Annotated in this window: 14 protein-coding genes and 1 tRNA gene; 8 read left to right on the forward strand and 7 right to left on the reverse strand. The window is 71.3% G+C overall.

All coding sequences use genetic code 11. The annotated features are described in order from the left end of the window. Window positions 1–9: 9 nt before the first annotated feature. Window positions 10–84, forward strand: a tRNA-Ala gene (locus M4J07_RS01530). A gap of 84 nt (window positions 85–168) precedes the next feature. On the opposite strand, the gene ileS is transcribed toward M4J07_RS01530, so the two are convergent. Next, the gene (gene ileS / locus M4J07_RS01535; RefSeq protein ID WP_255966170.1) at window positions 169–3,306 is read right to left on the reverse strand and encodes an isoleucine--tRNA ligase; all 3,138 of its coding nucleotides are present in this window, start codon (window positions 3,304–3,306) and stop codon (window positions 169–171) included. Window positions 3,307–3,930: 624 nt separating this feature from the next. Between ileS and M4J07_RS01540 the strand changes: the two genes are divergently transcribed. From M4J07_RS01540 to M4J07_RS01555, 4 genes are all read left to right on the forward strand, one after another. Beyond that, the gene (locus M4J07_RS01540) at window positions 3,931–4,986 is read left to right on the forward strand and encodes a TraR/DksA family transcriptional regulator (RefSeq protein ID WP_255966172.1); all 1,056 of its coding nucleotides are present in this window, start codon (window positions 3,931–3,933) and stop codon (window positions 4,984–4,986) included. A gap of 73 nt (window positions 4,987–5,059) precedes the next feature. After that, a complete protein-coding gene (lspA, locus tag M4J07_RS01545) occupies window positions 5,060–5,662 on the forward strand; it encodes a signal peptidase II (RefSeq protein WP_255966175.1) in 603 nt (200 codons plus the stop codon). Window positions 5,663–5,720: 58 nt separating this feature from the next. Next, window positions 5,721–6,662: an RluA family pseudouridine synthase gene (locus M4J07_RS01550; protein WP_255966177.1), complete on the forward strand. Its 942-nt coding sequence runs from the start codon at window positions 5,721–5,723 to the stop codon at window positions 6,660–6,662. Then, window positions 6,659–7,129 (forward strand): GNAT family N-acetyltransferase, encoded by a 471-nt coding sequence (locus tag M4J07_RS01555; RefSeq protein ID WP_255966179.1) that lies wholly within the window; start codon window positions 6,659–6,661, stop codon window positions 7,127–7,129. Before M4J07_RS01550 ends, M4J07_RS01555 begins: the two co-directional genes overlap by 4 nt. Window positions 7,130–7,198: 69 nt before the next feature. Here M4J07_RS01555 and M4J07_RS01560 read toward each other — a convergent pair whose 3' ends face one another. After that, a complete protein-coding gene (locus M4J07_RS01560) occupies window positions 7,199–9,496 on the reverse strand; it encodes a glycosyl hydrolase family 95 catalytic domain-containing protein (RefSeq protein WP_255966182.1) in 2,298 nt (765 codons plus the stop codon). 225 nt (window positions 9,497–9,721) lie between these two features. On the opposite strand from M4J07_RS01560, the gene M4J07_RS01565 reads away from it, so the two are divergent. After that, the gene (locus tag M4J07_RS01565; protein ID WP_255966185.1) at window positions 9,722–11,308 is read left to right on the forward strand and encodes a Na+/H+ antiporter; all 1,587 of its coding nucleotides are present in this window, start codon (window positions 9,722–9,724) and stop codon (window positions 11,306–11,308) included. Window positions 11,309–11,346: 38 nt separating this feature from the next. Further along, window positions 11,347–12,090, forward strand: a complete 744-nt coding sequence (locus M4J07_RS01570; protein WP_255966187.1) for an SDR family NAD(P)-dependent oxidoreductase — start codon at window positions 11,347–11,349, stop codon at window positions 12,088–12,090. On the opposite strand, the gene M4J07_RS01575 is transcribed toward M4J07_RS01570, so the two are convergent. Continuing rightward, a complete protein-coding gene (locus tag M4J07_RS01575) occupies window positions 12,087–13,196 on the reverse strand; it encodes a mechanosensitive ion channel family protein (protein WP_255966189.1) in 1,110 nt (369 codons plus the stop codon). The two genes, M4J07_RS01570 and M4J07_RS01575, sit on opposite strands and share 4 nt — an antisense overlap. A 62-nt stretch (window positions 13,197–13,258) precedes the next feature. On the opposite strand from M4J07_RS01575, the gene M4J07_RS01580 reads away from it, so the two are divergent. After that, window positions 13,259–13,828, forward strand: a complete 570-nt coding sequence (locus M4J07_RS01580) for a dienelactone hydrolase family protein (RefSeq protein ID WP_255966192.1) — start codon at window positions 13,259–13,261, stop codon at window positions 13,826–13,828. A gap of 12 nt (window positions 13,829–13,840) precedes the next feature. Here M4J07_RS01580 and M4J07_RS01585 read toward each other — a convergent pair whose 3' ends face one another. From M4J07_RS01585 to M4J07_RS01600, 4 genes are all read right to left on the reverse strand, one after another. Beyond that, entirely contained in the window at window positions 13,841–14,848 is a 1,008-nt protein-coding gene (locus M4J07_RS01585) for a zinc metalloprotease (RefSeq protein WP_255966194.1), read from the reverse strand. Window positions 14,849–15,163: 315 nt separating this feature from the next. Further along, on the reverse strand, window positions 15,164–16,831 hold the full coding sequence (locus M4J07_RS01590) for an alkaline phosphatase D family protein (RefSeq protein ID WP_255966196.1): 1,668 nt from the start codon (window positions 16,829–16,831) through the stop codon (window positions 15,164–15,166). 75 nt (window positions 16,832–16,906) lie between these two features. Further along, a complete protein-coding gene (locus tag M4J07_RS01595; protein WP_255966198.1) occupies window positions 16,907–17,725 on the reverse strand; it encodes a thioredoxin domain-containing protein in 819 nt (272 codons plus the stop codon). A 66-nt stretch (window positions 17,726–17,791) separates the two neighbouring features. After that, the gene (locus M4J07_RS01600; RefSeq protein WP_255966200.1) at window positions 17,792–18,469 is read right to left on the reverse strand and encodes a hypothetical protein; all 678 of its coding nucleotides are present in this window, start codon (window positions 18,467–18,469) and stop codon (window positions 17,792–17,794) included. Window positions 18,470–18,487: the final 18 nt, after the last annotated feature.

Consider the following 18,487-nt stretch of genomic DNA (forward strand, 5'->3'; position numbering starts at 1 on the left):
GGCAGCGCCGGGGTGCGTAGCGCAGTCGGTCGTCGCGCCTTCACCGCATGTGGGAGGACGCCGGTTCGAATCCGGCCCGCCCCGGTGCGTCTGCTGTACGAGCGGATGAAACGCCGAAGGGCCGGTGCCGCCAGGAATTCCTGGCGGCACCGGCCCTTCGGGCGTGCGCTACGCCTTGCGGAGGCGGAACGTCAGGCTCAGGCCCTCGTCCGTGAACGCGGTGCCGTACGTGTCGTCCGCCTCGCCCTGGGCGAAGTCCGTCGCGAGGACCTCGTCCGCGATCAGGCCGGAGTGCTCGGACAGGGCCGAGATCACCGCCGGGTCCGTGGACGTCCAGCGCAGGGCGATCCGGTCCGCGACGTCCAGGCCGCTGTTCTTGCGGGCCTCCTGGATCAGGCGGATCGCGTCACGGGCCAGGCCCGCCTGCCGCAGCTCCTCCGTGAGCTCCAGGTCGAGGGCGACCGTCGCACCGGAGTCGGACGCCACGGACCAGCCCTCGCGCGGCGTCTCCGTGATGATGACCTCGTCCGGGGCCAGCGTCACCGTCTCGCCGTCGACCTCGACCGACGCCGTGCCCTCGCGCAGGGCCAGGGACAGCGCGGCCGCGTCGGCGTTCGCCACGGCCTTCGCGACGTCCTGGACGCGCTTGCCGAACCGCTTGCCGAGCGCCCGGAAGTTCGCCTTCGCCGTCGTGTCGACCAGGCTGCCGCCCACCTCGGAGAGCGAGGCCAGCGACGTGACGTTCAGCTCCTCCGTGATCTGCGAGTGCAGCTCGGGGGAGAGCGTGTCGAAGCCCGACACCGCGACCAGCGCGCGGGACAGCGGCTGGCGGGTCTTGACGCCCGACTCCGCGCGCGTGGCACGGCCCAGCTCCACCAGGCGGCGGACCAGGTCCATCTGCGTCGACAGGCTCGGGTCGATCGCCGAGTGGTCGGGCTCGGGCCACGACGACAGGTGCACCGACTCCGGGGCGCCCGGGGTGACCGGGACGACCAGGTCCTGCCAGACCCGCTCCGCGATGAACGGCGTGAGCGGTGCCATCAGCTGAGTGACCGTCACCACCACGTCGTGCAGGGTGCGCAGCGCGGCCTTGTCGCCCTGCCAGAAGCGGCGGCGCGAGCGGCGCACGTACCAGTTCGACAGGTCGTCGACGAACGCCGAGAGCAGCTTGCCGGCGCGCTGGGTGTCGTACGCCTCAAGGGACTTGGTGACCCCGTCCGTGAGCTGGTGCAGCTCGGACAGCAGCCAGCGGTCCAGGACGGTGCGGTCGGCCGGGGCCGGATCCGCCTCGCTGGGCGACCAGTTCGACGTGCGGGCGTACAGGGCCTGGAAGGCGACCGTGTTCCAGTACGTGAGGAGCGTCTTGCGGACGACCTCCTGGATGGTGCCGTGGCCGACGCGGCGGGCCGCCCACGGGGAGCCGCCGGCCGCCATGAACCAGCGCACCGCGTCCGCGCCGTGCCGGTCCATCAGCGGGATCGGGTCCAGCGTGTTGCCCAGGTGCTTGGACATCTTGCGGCCGTCCTCGGCGAGGATGTGGCCGAGGCAGACCACGTTCTCGTACGAGGACTTGTCGAAGACCAGCGTGCCGATCGCCATCAGCGTGTAGAACCAGCCACGGGTCTGGTCGATGGCCTCGCTGATGAACTGCGCGGGGTAGCGGGACTCGAAGAGTTCCTTGTTCTTGTACGGGTAGCCCCACTGCGCGAACGGCATCGAGCCCGAGTCGTACCAGGCGTCGATGACCTCCGGCACGCGCGTCGCCGTCTCCGCGCAGCCCTCGTGGGTGCAGGTGAAGGTGACGGCGTCGATGTACGGGCGGTGCGGGTCGAGGGACGACTGGTCCGTGCCCGTCAGCTGCGACAGCTCCTCCAGGGAGCCGACGCACGTGAGGTGGCCCTCCTCGCAGCGCCAGATCGGCAGCGGGGTGCCCCAGTAGCGGTTGCGGGACAGTGCCCAGTCGATGTTGTTCTGCAGCCAGTCGCCGAAGCGGCCGTTCTTGACCGTCTCCGGGAACCAGTTGGTCTTCTCGTTCTCCTGGAGGAGACGGTCCTTGACCGCGGTGGTGCGGATGTACCAGGACGGCTGCGCGTAGTAGAGCAGCGCCGTGTGGCAGCGCCAGCAGTGCGGGTAGCTGTGCTCGTACGGGAGGTGCTTGAAGAGCAGACCGCGCTCCTTCAGGTCCTCCGTGAGCTTCTCGTCCGCCTTCTTGAAGAAGACGCCGCCCACCATCGGGACCTCGGGGGCGAACGTGCCGTCGGGCAGCACCGGGTTCACCACCGGCAGGCCGTACGCGCGGCAGACCTTGAGGTCGTCCTCACCGAACGCGGGGGACTGGTGGACCAGACCCGTGCCGTCCTCGGTCGTCACGTACTCGGCGTTGACCACGTAGTGGGCCTCGGCCGGGAACTCCACGAGCTCGAACGGGCGTTGGTACTTCCAGCGCTCCATCTCGGCGCCGGTGAAGGACTCGCCGGTCGTCTCCCAGCCCTCGCCGAGCGACTTCTCGACGAGCGGCTCGGCGACCACGATCTTCTCCGCGCCGTCGGTCGCGACGACGTACCGGACGTCGGGGTGCGCGGCGACCGCCGTGTTGGAGACCAGCGTCCAGGGGGTCGTCGTCCAGACCAGGAGCGAGGCCTGGCCGGCCAGCGGACCGGAGGTGAGCGGGAAACGGACATAGACCGAGGGGTCGACGACCGTCTCGTAGCCCTGCGCCAGCTCGTGGTCCGAGAGGCCGGTGCCGCAGCGGGGGCACCAGGGGGCGACGCGGTGGTCCTGGGTGAGCAGGCCCTTGTTGAAGATCTCCTTCAGCGACCACCAGACGGACTCGACATACTCCGGGTCCATCGTCCGGTACGCGTCGTCGAGGTCGACCCAGTAGCCCATGCGGGTCGTCAGGTCGGAGAAGGCGTCGGTGTGCCGGGTCACGGACTCGCGGCACTTGGCGTTGAACTCGGCGATGCCGTACGCCTCGATGTCCTTCTTGCCGTTGAACCCGAGCTCCTTCTCGACCGCGAGCTCCACCGGCAGGCCGTGGCAGTCCCAGCCCGCCTTGCGGGCCACGTGGTAGCCGCGCATGGTGCGGAAGCGGGGGAAGACGTCCTTGAAGACGCGGGCCTCGATGTGGTGGGCGCCCGGCATGCCGTTGGCCGTGGGCGGGCCCTCGTAGAACACCCACTCGGGGCGCCCTTCGGACTGCTCCAGGCTCTTGGCGAAGATCTTCTGCTCGCGCCAGAAGTCGAGCACGGCGTGCTCGAGGGCGGGCAGGTCGACCTGGGCGGGCACCTGGCGGTACTGCGTCATCAGTCTTCCTCCGGCGGACGTGCTTCTCTCCGTCGGAGGGACGAGAGCTCCTGTGCTGTACGCCGTGTGCGGCGCGCTCCCGCGGTACCACCCTCCTTGGCTCCCCTGGGCGCCGGTGAGCGCTTCGGTGAGCCCCCTCATTGGGGTCGCGATGCCGGGTCTACTGGCCGCTGCGGCTGCGCTGCGACGTTCTTCCGGCGGCTCCGGGGTGATCTTCGCGGCGCGCTCGCCCCCGGGCTTCCACCGTCCCCGGATCGCTCTTGGCTGCGTACGTCGCTACTCGGCCCCATCCACGCTTTTCGCTCCGCCCAGTGTACGGCGCCCGGGAGGGGACGGCCGACCGGTTTTCGCGGGGCCGGGGCGCGGGGGCGGCCGCTGCGCAGGGTGACCCGAATGGCGATACGCACGGTGTCCGATCCGGGCTGGTCCCGGGGCGCCCGGTGGGCGGGCGGATTACCCGGCCGGGAGCTGGGCACAACGCTTGCAGGTCTGTCGCGAGGCGGCCGCGGGGGCGTGTCGAGGGGGTGGATCGGGCCCGGCGCCCCGTTGCCGCGGGCCCCGAGTCGATTTATCGTCCCAGCACGATTCGCGAGCAAGATCACAATTTGTGAAGGGGCCGCGGCCATGGTGGCGAAGAAGACCGCCGTTCAGCAGTCGGCGTCCGGCAGATCCACGGGCGCGGGTGCCTCCGGCGGGGCGGCCCGTGCCACTGCCTCCGGCGGGACCGGGAAGGACGTGGGGGGCAAGAAGACCACGCAGTCCTCGGCCTCCGCCGGGAGTGCCGCGGCGAAGAAGACGTCCGCGGCGAAACGCACGGCCAAGAAGGCGGTGGGCAAGGACGGGCTCGCCTCCGAAGGCGCCGGGCACGCGGCCGGAGGCGGCGGGAAGGCCGCGGCGGGGAAGCGTACGACGACGAAGAAGGCGCAGGGCGGGGCGGCCGGGCGGGCCGTTGCCGAGGAGGCGGCCGGTGCCGGGAGCGGCTCCCCGGGCGGCGCGGCCAAGAAGGCCGCGGCGAAGACGGCAGCGGCGAAGACGGTGGCCAAGAAGACGGTGGCGAAGAAGACCGAGGCCAAGAGGGCCGAGGCCAAGAAGGCGGACGCCAAGAAGACCGCCGGGCGCAAGGGCGCGGCGAAGAAGGCGGTCGCCTCCGCGGCCGAGGGCGCGGCCGACGAGGCCGCGAAGACGACGGGAGCCACGACAGTGGTTGCGAAGAAGACTCAGGGCACGGCCACGGCGGCGAAGAAGCCCGGGGAGGTTCCCAAGGCGCGGGCCGCGGGCGCGCCCGGGGAGCTGGCGGTCCGGCCCGGCGAGGACCCGTGGACCCCCGCGGAGGTCGCCGAGGCGCGCGCCGAGCTGCAGAGCGAGGTGCTGCGGCTCGGGAGCGAGATCGCGACGGCCGAGGAGGGGCTCGCGGGCCTGATGCGGGACTCCGGGGACGGGGCGGGCGACGACGACGCCGACACCGGCACCAAGAACATCACCCGCGAGCACGAGATGGCGCTGGCCGCCAACGCCCGGGAGATGCTGCTGCAGACCGAGCGGGCCCTGGAGCGGCTGGACGCCGGCACGTACGGGCTCTGCGAGAACTGCGGGAACCCCATCGGGAAGGCCCGGATGCAGGCCTTCCCGCGGGCCACGCTGTGCGTGGAGTGCAAGCAGAAGCAGGAGCGCCGTTACTGACCACCGACCACGTCGGGGCCCGCGGCCGTGCCGTACTCTCGTCCTCAGTCAGGTACTAGGTTGAGGGACTCACGTGGCAGAAGCGGAGCGCGTCATCGGTACGCCGGATTCCCCTGAGGCGGGAGCAGCCGAGCCGGAGAAGGCCGAGGAGGCCGCGGCTCCGGCCGAGGAGAGCGCCGAGCGGCCCAAGGGCAGGCGGCGGATCGCCGTGCTGTTCGCCGTGGCCGCGCTGGCGTACGCCCTGGACCTGGTCAGCAAGCTGATCGTGGTCGCCAAGCTGGAGCACCGCGAATCCATCGAGATCCTCGGTGACTGGCTGAAGCTCGAAGTGATCCGGAACCCCGGCGCGGCCTGGGGCATCGGCGAGGCGTTCACGATCATCTTCACCGTGATCGCCGCCGCGGTGATCGTCGTGATCGCGCGCCTGGCCCGGAAGCTCTACAGCCTGCCCTGGGCGATCGCGCTGGGGCTGCTGCTCGGCGGGGCGCTCGGCAACCTCACGGACCGGATCTTCCGCGCGCCCGGCGTCTTCGAGGGCGCCGTGGTCGACTTCATCGCGCCGAAGAACTACCCGGTGTTCAACCTCGCCGACTCCGCGATCGTGTGCGGCGGCATCCTGATCGTGCTGCTGTCCTTCCGCGGCATCGACCCGGACGGGACGGTTCACAAGGACTGAGCCCCAGGTCACGGGGTTGGCGGTCGGGAGTGTCGGTGCGCTCCGGCATACTCGATGCGTGAGTACAAGTCCCGAGATCCGTACCCTGCCCGTGCCCGACGGTCTGGAGGGCGAGCGCGTCGACGCCGCCATCTCCCGCATGTTCGGCTTCTCCCGCACCAAGGCCGCCGAGCTCGCCGCCGCCGGGAAGGTCGCGGTCGACGGTTCGGTGGTGGGCAAGTCCGAGCGGGTGCACGGGGGCGCCTGGCTGGAAGTGGAGATGCCGCAGGCACCCGCTCCGGTGCAGATCGTCGCCGAGCCCGTCGAGGGCATGGAGATCGTGCACGACGACGACGACATCGTCGTGATCGTGAAGCCGGTCGGGGTCGCCGCCCACCCCAGCCCCGGCTGGACCGGGACGACGGTGATCGGCGGGCTCGCCGCCGCCGGGTACCGGATCTCCACGTCCGGCGCCGCCGAGCGCCAGGGCATCGTGCACCGCCTCGACGTCGGCACCTCGGGCCTGATGGTCGTCGCCAAGTCGGAGCGGGCGTACACGTCGCTGAAGCGCCAGTTCAAGGAGCGTGTGCCGGACAAGCGCTACCACGCGCTGGTGCAGGGCCACCCGGACCCGATGAGCGGGACGATCGACGCCCCCATCGGCCGGCACCCGAACCACGACTACAAGTGGGCGGTCACGGCGGACGGCAAGCCCTCCGTGACGCACTACGACCTCATCGAGGCCTTCCGGGCCGCCTCCCTGCTGGACATCAAGCTGGAGACGGGCCGCACGCACCAGATCCGCGTGCACATGTCCGCGCACCGGCACCCCTGCGTCGGCGACCTGACGTACGGCGCGGACCCGACGCTCGCCAAGCGGCTCGGCATCACCCGGCAGTGGCTGCACGCGGTGCGCCTCGGGTTCGAGCACCCGGGCGACGGGCAGTGGGTCGAGTTCGCGAGCGAGTACCCCGAGGACCTGCAGACGGCGCTCGACCGGGTGCGGGCGGAGAGCTCGTGACCGCCGGGTTCGCGATCCGGGTGGCCGAGGAGGAGGCCGACCGCGCGGCGTGCTTCGCGGTGCGCCGGGACGTCTTCGTCGGCGAGCAGGGCGTGCCCGAGGACATCGAGTACGACGCGTACGACGCCGGGGCCGTGCACGTGCTGGCCGTCCGGGACGACGGGCTGCCGCTCGGCACCGGCCGGCTGCTGACCGGCGACGCCGCCGCCGTGAAGAACGGCGGCGCCGCGGACGTGGGCGCCCTCGGGCGCCTCGCCGTGGCCAAGGCCGCGCGCGGCCTCGGCGTCGGCGCGGCCCTCGTGGCGGCGATCGAGCTGGCCGCCCGGGAGCGGGGGCTCGTCGCGGTGGACCTGCACGCGCAGACCCATGCGCTGGGGTTCTACGAGCGGCTGGGTTACGTCGCGTACGGGCCGGAGTTTCCCGATGCGGGGATCCCGCACCGGGCGATGCGGAAGGCCATCGGCTGAGCGTCGCGCTCGGCGGGTGATCGGTGGCTGCTCGCGGGGTTCCCCGGCTCCCGGGCTCCGGGGCCCCTTTTAGGGCAGCCCCCACCCGGCCCGGTCGCCGAGTGACGGGACGTCGCGGGGAGCGGCCACCGGCGAGTTCTTCGGTGTGATCGACGCCGTCGCGCCGCGCGGCAGCTGGACGGTGATGCGGCCGGGGGCCGTTTCCCGCCAGTGCAGTTGCCTGCCCCTGTCGTCGCGTACGGAGATGTCCCCCCGGATCCCGTGCTCCAGCGTCAGCGGTGCGCCCGCCTCGCTGTGGACCCGGACGGAGCGCGTCCGGCCCGCCTCCCGGTCCGCGTCCACCAGGAACGCGCCCTGGGTGCGCAGCGCCGCGAACGACGCGTCCGGCCAGCGGTCCGAGACCGACGGGAAGACCTTGAGCACGCCCTCGTGGCTCTGCACCGCCATGTCCAGCATCGACTGGGCCGCCGACAGCGGGCTCTCCAGGGCGAAGTTCCTGCCCTCGCGGTACATGGTGTTCGGGGTCATCGCGCAGTCCGCGACGACGCCGAGGTCCGTGAAGAAGGTCAGGAAGTCGAGGGCCTTCTCCGGCTCGTCCATGACCGAGTACATCGAGGACGCCGTCGCGTAGCTGTAGCCGTGCCAGAGCTGCTGCATCGAGACCCAGTGGGCCATGCTGCGGGCCATCACGTCCCGGTCGGCCGGGCGGTCCCAGCTGCGCTCGCGGAGCGGGTAGAGCCACAGCAGGTGCGAGTGGTGGCGGTGGGAGTCGGCCAGCGGGACGTCCTTGCCGATCATGACGCCGGCCGCCGGGTCCTCGGCGTACGGGGTCAGGCGGGTGGCGATGTCCCGCCAGAGCGGCGCCTTGGGGTGGTCCGTGCGCAGGATGCGCGCCGTCTGGAGGAGTGTGCGGGCGCCCCACCGGATCAGGGACAGGTCGTACGTGCAGTCCTCGGCGTTGGCGTACTCGGGGGAGCGGGTCTGCAGGAGGTGCAGCTTTCCGTCCGGCCCCTCGTGGAGGAAGTGGGCGTAGAAGTTGATCGCGTTCGTCAGGATCGGGAAGAGCGTGTCCCGCAGGACCGCCGTGTCCTGCGTGTGGGCGTAGGTCTGCCAGACGTTGTGCATCGCCCAGGTGAGGTTGCCGAAGTTGTCGGAGACGTGGTCGCTGCCCGGGGCCCCGACGTCGTAGGTGTCGCCCGCCCGCAGCTGCCAGTCCGAGGGGTGGCCGAGCGCGTAGCTCTCGCCGTCCCGGTACGCGGCCGGGACCGACGTGGGCAGGTTCTTCTCGTACCGGGCGAAGGTGCTGGTGACCGAGTCGAGTTCGAGGTGGTTGGAGCCGTGGATCGGCGCCATGCCGATCTGGACGTTCAGGTTCCACCACACGGCCGTCCAGTTGTTGCCGATCTCCGGGAACCACGGGCCCCACTCGGAGATCGTCGGGCCGCCCGCGCGTGTGGCGGCGGCGAGTTTGTAGAGCTGGAGGACGTAGAAGGCCTGGAGGCGCTTGTCGGGGACCGACAGGAGGCTGCGGTGGTAGAAGCGGTGCCACCAGCGGCGGTGGTGCTCGACCTGCTCGTCCGGGTCGGTGGTCAGGGCGCGGTCGACCCGGTCGTGCGCCGCCCGGGTCGTGTCCGCCACGTCGCCCGAGGCGCGGTACGCCACGTGGGCGGCGAGCAGTCGGCCCGTCCCGGCGCGGCGTTCGCGCCAGGCCGTGGTCCAGCCGCCGCCCGCGATCAGCGGCTGCTGGACGTGCGAGTCGGTGACCGTGGGGTCCGGGTTCGGCGTGTAGTCCTCGGGCTTGCCGGACGTGCGGGTGGTCGCCGCCGGGAGCCACTGGAACGTCCAGGCAGCGGCCTCCTCGCCCGGGCTGGGGCGGGTGGAGACGAGCAGCGTCGACGTGTCGTTGTGCACCAGGGCCGTGAAGGCGAGGCTGCCGCTCGTGGTGGTGACGGTGCCGCGCAGTTCGGCGTCGTACGGGTCGAGGGTCCAGTCGACGGCCGTGACGTCGCCGGCGAGGGTGAGCGTGAAGTGGCCGATGGGGAGGCGGGAGAAGCCGATGCCGCCGCGCCACTGGCCGCGCTGGTCCTGGACCTCGGTGTGGCTGAGCATCAGCTTGAGGGTGTTCGCCGTCCTGCCCTGGTAGAGCTGGGCGCCGAGCCGGCCGTCGGCGAGGAAGGGGGCGTCCTGCCAACCGGTGGGAAGGCGGCGCCAGTTCATGGCCGCGGCGCGGGCGATCCGCTCGTAGGGATCGGGACCCGGCCGGTCCGGGGCGGCCGCCCACGCCGTGGGCGAGGCCGCGGTCCAGGCCGCGGCCGATGCCGTGGCCGTGGTGGCGGCGATGAAGTGTCTGCGGGTGAGTCGGGGCATACGAACTCCGGTCAGGTACGTGGCAGTTGTTCCGGTCCATGAATTCGTGCACCCCGCATAGTGCCCGCGCCCCGTCCGCACCGGAAGACCTCTCGCGTGACTTCCGGTGTCACAAATGCCGCAGACATCGGAGGGGATGCAAAGCCCAGGGGGTGGTTTGCCCGGATGTGCGTGGCACTCTTGGGGCTGGAACGTCCCTGATCGTCGAACCTGGTCGGAGCACCCGTGGATCAATTGGCCCTGCTGTTCGTGCTGTTGCTGGGGGCCGTGCTGAGCGTTCCGCTCGGCGACCGGCTCGGGCTGCCCGCGCCGGTCCTGATGACGCTCCTCGGCATCGTCCTCGCCCTGATCCGCGCCGTACCGAACGTCGACATCCAGCCCGACCTGATCCTGCCGCTCGTGCTGCCGCCGCTCCTCTACGCGGCCGTGCACCGCACGTCATGGCGTCAGTTCGCGGCCAACAAACGGCCGATCTTCCTGCTCGCCGTCGCCCTCGTCTTCGTCACCACGGCCGCCGTCGCCGTCGTGGCGAACGCGGTCGTGCCCGGTCTGTCGATCGCCGCCGCCGTCGCGCTGGGCGCGCTCGTGGCGCCGCCCGACCCGGTCGCGGCGACCGCCGTCGCCGGACAACTCGGGCTGCCCCGGCGCATGGTGTCCATCCTGGAGGGCGAGGGCCTGTTCAACGACGTGACCGCGATCGTGCTGTACCACGTGGCCATCGCCGCCGCCGTCAGCGGCAGTTTCTCCGCGCCGCGGGCCGCGCTCGAACTCGTGCTGTCCGCGGTCGTCGCCGTCGCCGTCGGCTTCGCCCTCGGCTGGGGCGCCAACAAGCTCATGGGCTACCTCGGCGACGCCACCCTGCAGATCGGCCTCACCCTGCTCATCCCGTACGCCTCCTACGTCCTCGCCGAGGAGCTGCACGGCTCGGGCGTGCTCGCCGTCCTGACCACGGCCCTGTTCCTGGCCGAGCACGCCTTCGACGCGGACGACGTCCTCACCCGGCTCACCGGCCGCGCCTTCTGGGACGTCGTCGACACCCTCGTCACCGGTGTCGCCTTCGGCCTCATCGGCCTCGAGGTGCACAACGTGATCAGGACCGCGTCCGGCCGCTGGGGCGAGATGCTGGGCTGGGCGGCGGCGGTGGTCGGGGTCGTCATCGTCGTCCGGCTGCTGTGGCTGCTGCCGATGACCTGGGTGACGCAGCGGCTGCACGCGCGGCGCGACGTCGACGAGGAGATCCCGGTGAGCTGGCGGGAGACCGTCGTCATGTGGTGGTCGGGGATGCGCGGCGTGGCCTCCGTGGCACTGGCCCTCGCCATCCCGCTCACCATGGACGACGGCTCGCCCTTCCCGGACCGCGACGAGATCGTCTTCATCGCCTTCGGCGTCATCATGGCGACCCTCGTGCTCCAGGGGCTGAGCCTGCCCTGGCTGGTCAGGAAGCTGCGCGTGCGGGCCGACACCGAGGCCGAGCAGGAGTACGAGAAGGTCCTCGCGCTGCGCGCCGCGAAGGCGGCGAAGCGGCGGCTCAAGGAGATCGAGGAGGTCGAGGAGCTGCCCGAGGAGGTGCAGGAGCAGATGCTGCGCAGGGCCTATGACATCGGGCTCCGCATCAACCCCGAGATGGGGGCGGAGGAACGGCGGGAGTCGCAGGCGAAGCGGTACGCCCGGATCAAGCGGATCCGCCGCATCCAGGCGGAGATGATGTCCGCGGCGCGGCACGAGGTGCTGGCCGCCCGCAGCGAGCCCGGGGCCGACCCCGAGGTGGTCGACCGGGTGCTGCGGCAGCTGGACGTGCGGAGCCTTCGGTAGCGCCCGCCGGGTGGCGTCACTCTCCTAGGATCTTGTGCATGACACGCAACGTAGTGATCACCGGTGGCGGTACGGGAATCGGACGTGCCGCGGCTCGCGCCTTCGCGGCCGACGGGGACCGGGTGCTGATTCTCGGGCGGCGGCGGGAGGTGCTGGAGAAGGCCGACGTACCGGGCGTTCTGACGTACGCCGCCGATCTCGCCACGGTCCAAGGGGCGCGCGGCGCCGCCGAGTTCGCGGTGGAGCGGTTCGGCGGGACGGTGGACGTGCTCGTGCACAGCGCCGGCGGGCACGGCGGGTTCGAGCCGAAGGACGAGGTCGGGGACGACCCGCTGAACGCCGTCGCGCACAACTGGACCACCAACTTCCGTATCAACACACTCACTTCGGTCCTGCTCACCGAGGCGCTGCGCGAGCACCTCGCCTCGCCGGGCGGCCGGGTCCTCTTCCTGTCCTCCATCGCCGCCCTGCGCGGCTCGGGAACAGGCGCCTACGGCGGTGCGAAGGCGGCCCTGCACCCGTACACGTACGACCTGGCCAAGGCGCTCGCGCCGCGCGGCATCACGGTCAACGCCGTCGCGCCCGGCTACATCGAGGACACCGAGTTCTTCGGTGCGATGTCCGACGAGGAGTACCGGCGCCGGGTCGGCGCCATTCCGACCGGGCGGGCCGGTACCCCGGACGACATCGCGTCGACCCTGCGCTGGCTCGCGTCACCGGGCGCCGGGCACGTCACCGGCCAGATCGTGCAGGTCAACGGCGGGGAGATGGCCGGCCGCTAACCGCGGCCGGTGCGTGGCGCGCGGCCGTCCCGGGCGAGCACGTGGTCCGGCAGGGCCGCGGCCATCTCGTCGGGGGCGATCAGGGCCGTCGCCGTGTTGATCCGCGGCAGCGCGTACGGGTGCTGCTCGGCCAGCCAGCGGACCAGCTGCTCGCGGACCGTGACCCGCACCGTCCAGATGTCGTCCGCGTCCTTGGCCGTGACCAGGGCGCGGACCTGGAGGGTGCTGGGCGTGGTGTCGGTGACCGCCAGGCCCCAGTCCCGGCCGTCCCAGGCCGCGCACTCGCGCAGGACGTCGTGCAGTTTCTCGCGCATCAGGGGCACGGGCGCGCTGTGGTCGAGGTGGAAGAAGACGGTGCCGGTCATCTGGGCGCCGCCGCGCGACCAGTTCTCGAACGGCTTCGACGTGAAGTACGACACGGGCATCGTGATCCGGCGCTCGTCCCAGGTGCGCACGGCGAGGAAGGTGAGCGTGATCTCCTCGACCGTGCCCCACTCGCCGTCCACGACGACGGTGTCACCGATCCGGACCATGTCGCCGAAGGCGATCTGCAGGCCCGCGAAGAGGTTGCCGAGCGTGGACTGGGCGGCGACGCCGGCGACGATGCCGAGGATGCCGGCCGAGGCGAGCAGCGAGGCGCCGGCCGCCCGGAACGCGGGGAAGGTCAGCAGCATCGCGGCCAGCGCCACGACGATGACGATCGCCGAGACGATCCGCTGGATCAGGGTGACCTGGGTGCGCACCCGGCGGACCCGGGCCGGATCGCGGTGCGCGGTGGCGTACCGGGCGTAGGACGACTCGACGACCGCGGCGGCGATCCGGATCACCAGCCAGGCGGTGGCGCCGATCAGGACCAGGCTCAGCGCCCGGCCGATCGCGGGGGAGTGCTCGGGGGCGATCTCCGCCTGGTCGTACGACCCTCTCAACAGGGCCGTGCAGAGCACGACTTGAAGGGGCAGACGGCAGCGGCGCAGCAGACCCCACAGCGGGGTGTCGTGGTGACGTCGGTCGGCGCGCTGCAGCAGACGGTCGACGGCCCAGCCCACCAGCAGGGTGATGACGACCGAACCACCGACGACGATCAGTGGGCGCAGTACGTTCTCCATGCAACGACGGTAACCGGGATCGGCCACGTCTAACCTGTGGCGTTCCTGGCACCATGGGCCTCATGAACATCATGCTTTTCCACTCGACGTACGGTCTGCGGCCCGCCGTGGAGGCCGCGGCCGACCGGCTGCGCGCCGCCGGGCACGAGGTGTGGACCCCGGACCTCTTCGAGGGCCGCACCTTCGACACCGTCGAGGAGGGCATGGCGCACCAGGACGAGATCGGCAAGGACGAGCTGCTCAAACGGGCCGTCCTGGCCGCCGCCCCCTACTCCGAGCGCGGCCTGGTCTACGCGGGCTTCTCGCTGGGCGCCGCGACCGCGCAGACCCTCGCCCTCGGCGACGAGAAGGCCAGGGGGCTGCTGCTCCTGCACGGCACGTCCGACATCGCCGAGAACGCGTCCGTGGACGAGCTCCCGGTGCAGCTGCACGTCGCCTCGCCCGACGCCTTCGAGACCGACGACTGGCTGAACACCTGGTACCTCCAGATGGGGCGCGCGGGTGCCGACGTGGAGGTCTACCGCTACGCCGGGGCCGGCCACCTGTTCACCGACCCCGACCTGCCGGACTACGACGAGGAGGCCGCCGAGGCCACCTGGCGGGTGGCGCTCGGCTTCCTGGAGACCCTCTAGCGGATACCGGGCCTAGCCCGCCCGGTACGCCGTCCAGCTGTCCTTCATGCGCTGCACCTGACCCGCGGTGAACTGGTACATGCAGGAGTCGTACGTGTAGTCCATGAAGTTGTGGATCGGGTCGACACCCGTCTTGTTCGTGCAGGTGTCGCGCCCGGTCGGGCACTCGAACGCGGCGCTCTTCTCGGCCGGGGTGTCGGAGACGTAGTCGCCGTTGCCGTTACAGCCGCCCTGGAAGGTGTGGTACAGCCCCATCCAGTGGCCGATCTCGTGGGTGCCGGTGTCGCCCTCGTTGTAGTTCGTGGCCGAGCCGCCGGGCAGCGAGGTGTCGAGGACGACCACGCCGTCGTCGGACGGGTTCGACTTGTACGAGGACGGGAAGGTCGCCCAGCCGAGCAGGTCCTGGCCGAGGTTCGCGGTGTAGAAGTTCAGCGCGTTCGCGCCGCCCTTGCGCAGCGTGGTCTTCATCGACTTCTCGGCGGCCGAGCCCGGGGTGATGCCGTTGTACCAGGAGGCGTTGTCCGTGTAGTCGGTCGCGACGAGCTGGAACTGGTAGCCGGAGTCGGTGTTGCCGGTGCCCTGCCCGCTGTAGGCGGCGTTCAGGACGCTGATCTGGTTGGCGATCGACGTGGCCGACAGCTTGCCGGTCGTGCCGTCGTGGATCACGTGGACGTACACCGGGATCGTGGTCGACGCCGCGGCGCTCAGGCCCCGCTCCAGGGTGCCCTCGGCACGCAGCTTGTCGAGTCTCTTCTGCAGGGCCGCGTCCATGGCCTTGGCCTGCGTCGCGGTGAGCTCGTTGGGCTCCTGGGCGTGGCCGGCGCCGGTCGGCTTCTTCTCGCGGGCGAGGGCGTTCGTGTCGGTCGCGCACTTCTCGGCGGCGGTGGTCTTCGTGGCGGCGGCGCTGCCGGTGGGGGCGGAGAGCGGGACCAGGGCCAGGGTTCCGGCCAGCACCGCGGTGCCGAGCAGCCGGCGGCGCAGGCGCTGGGATATCGGGGTGTTCCGGGTGAGGGTGGTCATTCTGGGCTCCTCGCGGACGCGAGCGGGGAGGGACTTCCTCGCCGCCGCCGGGAGATTACGTGGTCATGTCACGTCAGGAAGAGCAGGGAACTGGTCGCGTCGATCACGGAGTTGTGCCCGGCAAACCGGGGCAAGCGGGAGAAGAAATTCGCCCGGCGTCCGGAGTTTGAGACGCGGACGTAACGGCAGGGGTTACCGGGGTGGGTGGTGTGTCCGCATTCGGCCCCGCGCGAGGCCGCGTCCGCACCACCCACCGTGAGCGGCGTCATCCGCTCGTAACGCCCTTACCGGTGGCCGGAATGCAGTGCACAGCCATCACCGTACGGGCGCGTCGACGCGCTCGACCTTCTGCGTGCCGCTGAGCGTGCGGTACGAGCGCTTCCAGGAGGTCGTGGCGTTCTTGTCGGTGCGGTCGGAGATCACGTAGTAGTCCATCTGCGCCCGCTCCGCCGTGACGTCCAGGACGCCGTAGCCGTGGGAGTCCATGTCCAGCCACTTCACGTGCCGGTTGGCCGCCTTGACGGCGCCCTCGGCGACCGTGGAGAGCGTGTCGGGGGCGACGTGCAGGATGTCGTCGAGGTTGTCGGACGTCACCGACGTGACGACGAACTCCGTGGCCGCGGACGGCGAGAGCGGATAGGTGCCGGCCGTCACCGGTACGTCGTTCGCCCATGCCATGTGGATGTCGCCGGTCAGGAAGACGGTGTCGCGGATACCCTTCTCGCGCAGGTGCGAGATGAGCTCCTTGCGGTCGTGCGTGTAGCCGTCCCACTGGTCGACGTTGATGGCCAGGCCCTCCTTCGGCAGGCCCAGCAACTCCGCGAGCGGGCCCAGGAGGTGGGCGGGCAGCGCGCCGAAGGCGACCGGCGAGATCATCACCGAGGTGCCGACCAGCTTCCAGCGGGCGTCGGACGCGGCGAGCCCCGACTTCAGCCAGTCGAGCTGGGCGCGGCCGGTGATCGTGCGGTCCGCGTCGTCCACGTCGCCGTTGCCGACGCTCGACTGCTGCGAGCGGAACGAGCGCAGGTCCAGCAGGTGCAGATCGGCCAGCTTGCCGAAGCGCAGCCGGCGGTAGACGGTGCCCGCGGTCGACGCGCGGACCGGCATCCACTCGAAGTACGCCTGCTTGGCCGCCTGCTGACGGGCCGCCCAGTCGCCCTCGGTGCCCGGCGTGTGGTTCTCGGCGCCGCCCGACCAGGCGTCGTTGGCGAACTCGTGGTCGTCCCAGATCGCGATCAGCGGGTGCGCGGCGTGCATCGCCCGCACGTCGTCGTCCGTCTTGTGCAGGCCGTGCCGGATCCGGTAGTCGGCGAGCGAGACGATCTCGTGGGCGGGCTGGTGCGGGCGGACGGTGTACTTCGCCTCGGGGTACTCGCCCGTCTTGTACTCGTAGAGGTAGTCGCCGAGGTGGAAGACCGCGTCCAGGTCGGTGCGGGCGGCCAGGTGCCGGTACGCGGAGAACCAGCCCGCCTCCCAGTTGGCGCAGGACACCACGCCGAAGCGCAGGCCCGCGGCGGAGGCGTCGGCCGCGGGCGCGGTGCGCGTGCGTCCCACCGGCGAGTACGCGTCACCCACGGAGAAGCGGAAGTAGTAGACGCTCGCCGGGCGAAGGCCCCGCACGTCGGCCTTCACGGTGTGGTCCGACGCGGCGCTCGCGGTCGCCGTGCCGCGGCCCACGACCGTGCCGAACGTCTTGTCCTCGGCGATCTCCCAGCTCACCCGGGTGTCCGGGCCCTGGCCCGAACCGGGCACCGCCGCCGCGGTGGGCGTCACGCGGGTCCACAGCAGGACGCCGTCGGGCAGCGGGTCGCCGGACGCGACGCCGTGCAGGAAGGCGGGCGCCTCGGCGGCCCGGGCGGAGGCCGCCGAGGCGAGCGGGGCGGCGAGCACGGCACCGGCGGCCGCGGCCTTCACGACCGTACGGCGGCGCGGGGTGAGGGAGTTGGCGGAGTTGTGCGGAACTTCAGGGAATCGACTGGTCACGGCCGACCACCTTACTGACCAGTACATGCCGAGGGCGGGCGAACCGGAAGAGTTCGCCCGCCCTTCAGCCACGCGTCACGCCTTGAGCGCCTTGTCCACCGCCGCGTTCCACTCCTCGACCGTCATCGGCGCGTTCTCACCGTCAGAACCGGTGATCTTCTTGCCGTCCACGACGAAGGACGGAGTGCCCTGCACGCCGAACTTGTTGTCGTCGAAGTTCTTCGACATCTCCAGCGCCCACTTGTCGAAGGTGCCGTCCTTGACGTCCTTCTGGAAGGCCTTGTCGTTCTTCAGCTCGGGGACGGTGTTCGCGATCTTGATGAGGTACGCGTCGTCCTTGAACTTGTCGTCGGTCTCCTCCGGGTGCCACTTCTTGGAGTACAGCGCCTCCTTGTAGTCCCAGAAGGCGTCCTTGGAGACGTTCAGAGCGGCGCCCAGCGCGCTCAGCGCGTTCTTGGAGCCCTCGCCCTGGAGGTTGGTGTCGAGGAAGGTGGCGCCGACGTACTGCAGCTTGTACTTGCCGTCGTCGATGTCCTTCTTCACGGTCGTGCCGACCGTCTGCTCGAAGGAGGCGCAGACCGGGCAGCGCGAGTCCTCGAAGGCCACGACGGTCTTCTTGGCGGAGTCCTTGCCCAGCGTCACCGTGGTGTTGTTCTTGCCCGTGGTGTTCTTCGGGGCGACCAGGGCCTGGTCCTTGGCGGCGTCCCAGTAGGACGGCTCGTTGCCCTGCACCACCAGGTAGCTGACGACACCGGCTATCGCGAGGACACCCACGATGGAACCGGCGACGATCGACTGGCGCTTCGCCTTGTCCTTCTTCGCCTGGCGCTCGCGCTCGACGCGCAGCCGCTCACGGGCCGCCGTCTTCGCCTGCTGACTGTTGCGCTTGCTCATGATCCGTACTCCGTAGATTCGTGAAAGAGGGGGGACTGTCGTGCGCTGGGCCCGGCCCGGGAGGGCTCAGGCGGCCAGGCACGGCGGTCCGCGCCGTCCCACGGAGTGCACCCAGATCCTGGTGTGCGCGGCCGCCACGCGGGTGGCGGGGCGCGTGCCGGGGGCCGCGGGCTCCCGGTGCGCGGTGACCGCGGCGCAGGCGAGCAGCAGCGGCCGGAAGGTGAACGCGGCCACCGCCCGCAGCAGTTGGGCCAGCGCCTGCTCGCCGCGGCGCAGCCACGCGGCCGCGAGCAGGCCGACCGTGACGTGCGCGCCGAGCAGCAGCCAGGACGCGGCAGGGTCGGAGTGGGCGAGCAGGGCCGCGGCCCGGTCGGTCCCGCCGGTCATCCGCGCCAGCGGCGTCCCGACGTTCCCCGCGCACAGCACGTCGAAGCCGAACGAGCGCAGGGTGCCCGCGACCGGGCCGCCCGCCTCGCCGTAACAGATGTGCTGGCCCGTGGTGAAGACCGTGTCGGCCGCCAGCTCCAGCGGCACGAGCAGCGCCGCGATCCGGCCGAAGCGGCGCTCGCGCCCGGCGAGCGCGTACGCGATCACGAAGACCGCGCCGGCGATCGCGGCGACCGTCGGCAGCGGCAGGGGGACCCGGGACAGCAGGACGTGCGACGCGGCGGAGAGCGTCACGACGAGTGCCGTGAAGAGGGCCGCGCGCACGGCTCTGAGCTGGGTCCCGGATATGTCGTCCATCGCCGAGGAGTGTGCCAT

The sequence above is a fragment of the Streptomyces longispororuber genome (assembly GCF_024448165.1).
GTDB classification, from domain to species: domain Bacteria; phylum Actinomycetota; class Actinomycetes; order Streptomycetales; family Streptomycetaceae; genus Streptomyces; species Streptomyces longispororuber_A.

Coding starts and splice junctions, on each gene's coding strand:
- M4J07_RS01570 (WP_255966187.1), top strand. CDS start 11,347: ATGACACGCAACGTAGTGATCACCGGTGGCGGTACGGGAATCGGACGT.
- M4J07_RS01575 (WP_255966189.1), bottom strand. CDS start 13,196: ATGGAGAACGTACTGCGCCCACTGATCGTCGTCGGTGGTTCGGTCGTC.
- M4J07_RS01540 (WP_255966172.1), top strand. CDS start 3,931: ATGGTGGCGAAGAAGACCGCCGTTCAGCAGTCGGCGTCCGGCAGATCC.
- M4J07_RS01560 (WP_255966182.1), bottom strand. CDS start 9,496: ATGCCCCGACTCACCCGCAGACACTTCATCGCCGCCACCACGGCCACG.
- M4J07_RS01600 (WP_255966200.1), bottom strand. CDS start 18,469: ATGGACGACATATCCGGGACCCAGCTCAGAGCCGTGCGCGCGGCCCTC.
- M4J07_RS01585 (WP_255966194.1), bottom strand. CDS start 14,848: ATGACCACCCTCACCCGGAACACCCCGATATCCCAGCGCCTGCGCCGC.
- M4J07_RS01580 (WP_255966192.1), top strand. CDS start 13,259: ATGAACATCATGCTTTTCCACTCGACGTACGGTCTGCGGCCCGCCGTG.
- M4J07_RS01595 (WP_255966198.1), bottom strand. CDS start 17,725: ATGAGCAAGCGCAACAGTCAGCAGGCGAAGACGGCGGCCCGTGAGCGG.
- ileS (WP_255966170.1), bottom strand. CDS start 3,306: ATGACGCAGTACCGCCAGGTGCCCGCCCAGGTCGACCTGCCCGCCCTC.